Annotated in this window: 7 protein-coding genes and 1 pseudogene; all 8 read right to left on the bottom strand. The window is 69.4% G+C overall.

Annotated elements, in window-relative coordinates:
• A pseudogene (locus tag ACGFNK_RS35735) lies at window positions 1–161 on the bottom strand (sulfate adenylyltransferase small subunit); the annotation flags it as partial.
• Window positions 158–733: an adenylyl-sulfate kinase gene (gene cysC / locus ACGFNK_RS35730; RefSeq protein ID WP_393422712.1), complete on the bottom strand. Its 576-nt coding sequence runs from the start codon at window positions 731–733 to the stop codon at window positions 158–160. The gene cysC and the pseudogene ACGFNK_RS35735, both read right to left, overlap by 4 nt.
• Window positions 734–735: 2 nt before the next feature.
• The gene (locus ACGFNK_RS35725) at window positions 736–1,461 is read right to left on the bottom strand and encodes a phosphoadenylyl-sulfate reductase (RefSeq protein ID WP_393422710.1); all 726 of its coding nucleotides are present in this window, start codon (window positions 1,459–1,461) and stop codon (window positions 736–738) included.
• On the bottom strand, window positions 1,458–1,637 hold the full coding sequence (locus ACGFNK_RS35720; RefSeq protein WP_189327815.1) for a hypothetical protein: 180 nt from the start codon (window positions 1,635–1,637) through the stop codon (window positions 1,458–1,460). The genes ACGFNK_RS35725 and ACGFNK_RS35720 overlap by 4 nt, the downstream gene beginning before the upstream one ends.
• Window positions 1,638–1,746: 109 nt before the next feature.
• Window positions 1,747–3,444 carry a nitrite/sulfite reductase gene (locus ACGFNK_RS35715; RefSeq protein ID WP_393422705.1) on the bottom strand — a complete coding sequence of 566 codons (1,698 nt, stop codon included), beginning with the start codon at window positions 3,442–3,444 and terminating at the stop codon, window positions 1,747–1,749.
• 157 nt (window positions 3,445–3,601) lie between these two features.
• Window positions 3,602–3,685, bottom strand: a complete 84-nt coding sequence (locus ACGFNK_RS35710; protein ID WP_309486338.1) for a putative leader peptide — start codon at window positions 3,683–3,685, stop codon at window positions 3,602–3,604.
• A 137-nt stretch (window positions 3,686–3,822) separates the two neighbouring features.
• Window positions 3,823–4,392: a GNAT family N-acetyltransferase gene (locus ACGFNK_RS35705; protein ID WP_393422703.1), complete on the bottom strand. Its 570-nt coding sequence runs from the start codon at window positions 4,390–4,392 to the stop codon at window positions 3,823–3,825.
• Between the two features lie 46 nt (window positions 4,393–4,438).
• Entirely contained in the window at window positions 4,439–5,884 is a 1,446-nt protein-coding gene (locus ACGFNK_RS35700) for a hypothetical protein (protein WP_393422701.1), read from the bottom strand.
• Window positions 5,885–6,000: the final 116 nt, after the last annotated feature.

The raw sequence follows: 6,000 nt of genomic DNA, 5'->3' as shown, positions 1-6,000 counted from the left end.
ATGACGATCGAGTCCTTGCCGCCGGAGAAAAGAATCACCGGCCGCTCGAACTCACCCGCCACCTCACGGAAGATGTGCACACCCTCCGACTCCAGAGCGTCCAGATGGGAGAGCGCGTACGGGCTGTCCGTCTCCTCAGGAACAGTGGCGACGGTCGTCATGCGAGACCCCTTTCGGTGAGCAGCGCGTGAACCGCTGCCGCGGACTCCGGCACGGTCTGGGTGTGCGACTCGATGCGCAGATCGGGCGACTCGGGCTCCTCGTACGGGTCGTCGACCCCGGTGAGTCCGGAGATCTCGCCCGCCGCCTGCTTGGCGTACAGCCCCTTCACATCGCGCTCGGAGCACACCTCGACCGGAGTGGCGACATGCACCTCGAGGTACGCGGTGCCGCCGGCCATGTGGCGCTTGCGCACCGCCTCACGGCTGTCCGCGTACGGCGCGATCACCGGAACGAGCGTCTTGACGCCGTTACGGGACAACAGGTCGGCGAGGTAGCCGATGCGCTGCACGTTCGTGTGCCGGTCCTCGCGGCTGAAGCCGAGGCCCGCCGTCAGGAACGTACGGATCTCGTCGCCGTCGAGCACCTCGACGCGGTGGCCCTCCGCACGCAGCCGGTCGGCCAGCTCGTACGCGATCGTGGTCTTGCCGGCGCTCGGCAGACCCGTGAGCCAGATCGTGGCTCCGGTCACTTGGTTCTCCTGGTTCCTCGGCATCGTCGAAGGCACAGTCATGGTCAGTCGTGCAGCCCGCACTCGGTCTTGGCGCGGCCCGCCCAGCGGCCGGCGCGCGAGTCCTCGCCCTCGAGTACGCGGCGGGTGCAGGGGGCGCAGCCCACGGAGGGGTAACCGTCCATGAGGAGCGGGTTGGTGAGGACGCCGTGCTCGGTGACGTACGCGTCCACGTCGTCCTGCGTCCAGCGGGCGATCGGCGAGATCTTGACCTTGCGGCGCTTCTCGTCCCATCCGACGACCGGGGTGTTCGCCCGGGTCGGGGACTCGTCGCGGCGCAGGCCCGTGGCCCATGCGGTGTACTTCGTCAGCCCCTCTTCCAGGGGCTTGATCTTGCGCATGGCGCAGCACAGGTCGGGGTTGCGGTCGTGCAGCTTCGGCCCGTACTCGGCGTCCTGCTCGGCCACGGTCTGCCGCGGGGTGAGCGTGATGACGTTGACGTCCATCACGGCCTCGACCGCGTCGCGGGTGCCGATGGTCTCGGGGAAGTGGTAGCCGGTGTCGAGGAACACGACGTCCACGCCGGGCATGGCGCGGGCGGCGAGATGGGCGACGACCGCGTCCTCCATGGAGGAGGTCACGCAGAACTTCTTGCCGAAGGTCCTGGCGGCCCACTGAAGGATCTCGAGCGCGGACGCGTCCTCGAGGTCACGGCCCGCCTGCTCGGCGAGCGCCTTCAGTTCCGCATCCGGATCCGTCTCGATATCAGACTCTGCCTGAACCGTCGTCATATCTGTTCCCCTCCACCGTCAGTGCGCTGAAGCCCCCGGGACAGCAGCCCGAGGAACTTCAACTGGAAGGCTCGATTGCACGCTCCGCATTCCCACGCGCCATGTCCCTGCTCGCTCGGACGCAGGTCCTCGTCGCCGCAGTAAGGGCAGTAGAACGGCGCGGCTCGTTCGCTCACCGCTGCTGCCCTCCGTCCGCGTCCATGCGTACGCGGCCCACGAGAGCGCCGATCACGGCGCCCGCGCCGGCGCACAGGAGGGCGCTCATGGCCACGACCACGAGGAGGCTCACGACAACGCCTCCTCAGAGGCGCGAGCCGCCCATGTGGCGAACCTCTCGCCCTCCTCGCGCTCCGCCTCGAAGCGCTTGAGGACCCGCTCGACGTAGTCCGGCAGCTCCTCCGAAGTGACCTTCAGGCCACGGACCTTGCGGCCGAAGCCGGCCTCCAGGCCGAGCGCGCCGCCGAGGTGCACCTGGAAGCCCTCGACCTGGTTGCCCTCGTCGTCCAGGACCAACTGGCCCTTGAGACCGATGTCCGCGACCTGGATACGGGCGCAGGCGTTCGGGCAGCCGTTGATGTTGATGGTGATCGGCTCGTCGAACTCGGGGATGCGGCGCTCGAGTTCATCGATCAGCGAGGCCCCGCGCGCCTTGGTCTCGACGATCGCGAGCTTGCAGTACTCGATGCCGGTGCAGGCCATCGTGCCGCGCCGGAACGGCGACGGCTTGGTGGTGAGGTCGAGCGCCTCCAGGCCCTCGACGAGCGAGGCGACCTTCGACTCCTCCACATCGAGCACGATCATCTTCTGCTCGACGGTCGTACTCAGCCGGCCCGAGCCGTGTGCCTCGGCCAGCTCGGAGATCTTCGTGAGGGTCGTGCCGTCCACCCGGCCCACGCGCGGTGCGAAACCGACGTAGAAGCGGCCGTCCTTCTGCCGGTGCACCCCGACGTGGTCGCGCCAGCGCTCCACGGGCTGGTCGGGCGCCGGGCCGTCGACGAGCTTGCGCTTCAGGTACTCGTCCTCGAGGACCTGACGGAACTTCTCCACGCCCCAGTCGGCGACAAGGAACTTCAGGCGGGCGCGCGTACGAAGGCGCCGGTAGCCGTAGTCGCGGAAGATCGAGATGACGCCCTCGTACACATCCGCGACCTCGTCCAGCGGCACCCAAGTGCCAAGCCGCTGGCCGATCTTGGGGTTGGTGGACAGGCCGCCGCCGACCCAGAGGTCGAAGCCGGGGCCGTGCTCCGGGTGGTTCACACCGACGAAGGCGACGTCGTTGATCTCGTGCGCCACGTCGAGGAGCGGGGAGCCGGAGATCGCGGACTTGAACTTGCGGGGCAGGTTCGAGAAGTCCTTGTTGCCGATGATCCGGCGGTGGATCTCGTCGATGGCGGAGGTGCCGTCGATGATCTCGTCCTCGGCGATCCCGGCGACCGGCGAGCCGAGGATCACGCGGGGCGTGTCACCGCAGGCCTCGGTCGTGGACAGCCCGACGGCTTCCAGGCGGTCCCAGATCTCCGGGACGTCCTCGATACGGATCCAGTGGTACTGGACGTTCTGCCGGTCCGTGAGGTCGGCGGTGCCGCGCGCGAACTCCTGCGAGATCTCGCCGATCACCCGCAGCTGCTCGGTGGTGAGCCGACCGCCGTCGATCCGCACCCGCAGCATGAAGTACTTGTCGTCCAGCTCCTCCGGCTCCAGGATCGCGGTCTTGCCGCCGTCGATCCCGGGCTTGCGCTGGGTGTAGAGGCCCCACCAGCGCATCCGGCCACGCAGGTCGTTGGGGTCGATCGAGTCGAAGCCCCGCTTGGAGTAGATCGTCTCAATGCGTGTCCGTACATTGAGACCGTCGTCGTCCTTCTTGAACTGTTCGTTGCCGTTGAGCGGGGTGAAGTGACCCACGGCCCACTGGCCCTCGCCACGGTGACGGCTCACCTTGCGGCGGGGCGCGGCGGCAGCAGGCTTCTGTGGGGTGGCGGCCATGGTTACGTCCTTCGGGACAGACGGGGAAAGCGACTCGGAACCTGCGCATGGGGGCGCATGTGGGCATACGCGCGCGTCATTGCGCAAGGCGAGGCAAGGGGGAGAGGTGCGGCGGCGGTGCTGCCCGGGACCGGAAGGCCCTGTCGGATGCAGCTGCTCAGCTCGCCGGACAGATGGCGCTGGACATGCGGCCGAGGTCGACGTGGCGCCGACTCACCAAGGCAATTCCAGTTCCAGACATGACGGAAGCGTGTCATGGCGATCTGGACAGAGTCCAGCTTCGTCCGCGATGCGGACACCCTTGTCCCGTATCATGAGACAAGGGTGTTGTTGGTCACAAGCCCTGCCACGGGGCTTGTGTTTCCCGGTCTGACCAGGTCAGACGGCCGACGCCCCGGGCCAGGGACCGGCGGAGGCGATGTCCGGCTCCTCGGCCACCTTCGTGTCGAAGAGCTTGAAGCCGCGCCGCAGGTAGTTGTCCATCGCATGGTCCCCGTCCTTGCTGCATGTATGCAGCCAGACCCGTTTCGTCGGAGGCCTGCCCGGCCAGCGCTCGGCCAGGTCCCAGGCGCGCGCGGCCCCGTACGACAGGAGATGCCCGCCGATCCGCCGGCCCCGGAAGGCCGGGATCAGCCCGAAGTAGACGATCTCCGCGACGCCTTCCGCCTGCGCCTCCAGTTGTACGTATCCCGCGGGCGTCCCGCGCTCGTACGCGACCCAGGTCTCGACCCCCGGCCGCTCCAGGTCCTCCTGCCACTGGGCGTACGTCCAGCCCAGCCGGTCGGTCCAGCGGATGTCGCCGCCGACCGAGGTGTACAGGAAGCGGCTGAACTCGGGCGAGGGCACCTCGGAGCGGACGATCCGGACGTCGCCGGCCGGCTCGGCCGCGGGCAGCAGGTCGGCCGGAGAGGTCTGCTCCAGCGACCATGTGGTGACAGCGATGCTCATGCGGGTCAGCGATACCACGAAGGCGAGCCCGGCTTCAAAAAACGGCTCACTCCAACGAGCGGTCCACCGAGGACAGCGGAACCGCGTACAACACGCGTTCGGACACGGTGCCCGGCTGCCACGCGGTGGCCCGGTCCGCAGCCCGCTCCGGAAGCTCGTTCGCCCGGCCCGACGCGGTCGCCGCCCGCCCGGTCAGCGTCCACAGCTCGCCGGTCTCCTGCCAGTACGACATCGCCTCCGTGTCCCGCCCCCAGCAGGCGTACGACTCCTCGGCGCCGCACTTCGCGGCCTTGGCGGCGCTCTCGTTCTGCCGCCACAGCGTGCCGTGCTCGCCGCGCGCGTCCGGTGCGTGCCCGGTGTACCAGTTCGGCTCGCTCGCGCCGTTCGGCCGGTGCGAGAGGACCCCTTGCAGGCCGACGGCGTCGGTCTCGTACGCCTCGTCGGCGCGGACGCGTCCCCCGGCGTCGGTGGCGAGCAGGCCCGTGCGGTCGCCCGCGCTGCTGTAGTCGTAACGCCACACGCGCCCCGGCTCGCCGCTGTCCGGGCGGAACCACTCGTTGGCGACCAGGCTGTCCGGCGTGGAGGTGCGATCCAGGGAGACCGAGGCGAAGCAGGGGACGCGGTCGTTCGTGGTGGCGTCGCAGGCGCCGCCGGTGAGGCTGTACGAGCCCATGGCCGGCATCACATACCGGTAGCCGTGCGCCGACCAGCCGTCCTTCACCCTGCCGACGGCGCCGCTGACGACGTCGGCGCGCAGGATGCGGTTCATGTCGAAGACGAACAGGGCGTCGTTGCCGGCGGCGCCGTTCCGGGCGGTGACGATCAGCTTGTCCTGGTACCAGACCATGCCGCCGATACGGGAGCGGACGGCCTCGAAGTTCTTGCCGCCGTCCAGCGGGGCCACCAGCAGGACCCAGCGGTACTTCAGGTTCCCCGGGTCGTTCGCGTCGATGAAGGCGACCCGGGCGAGGCCCTGGTCCTCCTCCTGCGCGCCCGCCCCCTGACCGTCGTGCGTCCAGCCGGAGAGGATCACACGGTTGGAACCCCACCTGCCGTCCTCGTCGGAGTCCCCGGAGGTGGTCACCGACTGGGGCTGCCACTTCTGGGTCCGGGCGTCGCTGTCCGCCCAGCAGTACGCGCGTGTGGCGGCCGGCTCGACGGGCAGCGCGGCCTCCTCCGAGGCGCCGCAGTCCGCCCTGTTGCGCATCGTGTGGTTGGCGTTCTTCAGGACGCCGTCCACGCCGACGTTCCCGCCCATCCCGCTCGCGAGGGTGTCGAGGGTGTCCTGGCCGACGAGGTTCTCGTGCAGCTCGAGCTTGTCGGTCTCGGACGAGGAGCTGAGCGCGGTGAGGGCGCCCGGGTTGTCGCTGCTCGCGGCCTGTGACGTGCTGATGAGGCCCGCGGCGACGGTGAGGGCGAGAGCGGTCCCGGCCAGGCTCGCGCGCAGCGCGCGCCCCTTCTTGCGGCGGCGGTGCTTGCCTCGATACGCCATGGTTCCTCCCGCGTCGTCGGCCAACTGCCCTTCCCGATCAGTGCGTTGAACACGGGCGCGACAGTGTGGGGGGCCGTGGGAGGGATGGTACGTCAGGTGTCGCCGGGCCTGGGCGA

It is taken from the genome of Streptomyces sp. NPDC048825, from assembly GCF_043198355.1.
Taxonomy (GTDB): Bacteria; Actinomycetota; Actinomycetes; order Streptomycetales; family Streptomycetaceae; genus Streptomyces; species Streptomyces xiangluensis.
The sequence above is the reverse complement of the archived record's forward strand: the minus strand, read 5'-3'. Positions and strand labels throughout refer to the sequence as shown.

Excerpts from the sequence above, each read along its gene's own strand:
- ACGFNK_RS35705 (WP_393422703.1), bottom strand. The coding sequence starts at position 4,392 with ATGAGCATCGCTGTCACCACATGGTCGCTGGAGCAGACCTCTCCGGCC.
- ACGFNK_RS35710 (WP_309486338.1), bottom strand. The coding sequence starts at position 3,685 with ATGTCTGGAACTGGAATTGCCTTGGTGAGTCGGCGCCACGTCGACCTC.
- ACGFNK_RS35715 (WP_393422705.1), bottom strand. The coding sequence starts at position 3,444 with ATGGCCGCCACCCCACAGAAGCCTGCTGCCGCCGCGCCCCGCCGCAAG.
- ACGFNK_RS35700 (WP_393422701.1), bottom strand. The coding sequence starts at position 5,884 with ATGGCGTATCGAGGCAAGCACCGCCGCCGCAAGAAGGGGCGCGCGCTG.
- cysC (WP_393422712.1), bottom strand. The coding sequence starts at position 733 with ATGACTGTGCCTTCGACGATGCCGAGGAACCAGGAGAACCAAGTGACC.
- ACGFNK_RS35725 (WP_393422710.1), bottom strand. The coding sequence starts at position 1,461 with ATGACGACGGTTCAGGCAGAGTCTGATATCGAGACGGATCCGGATGCG.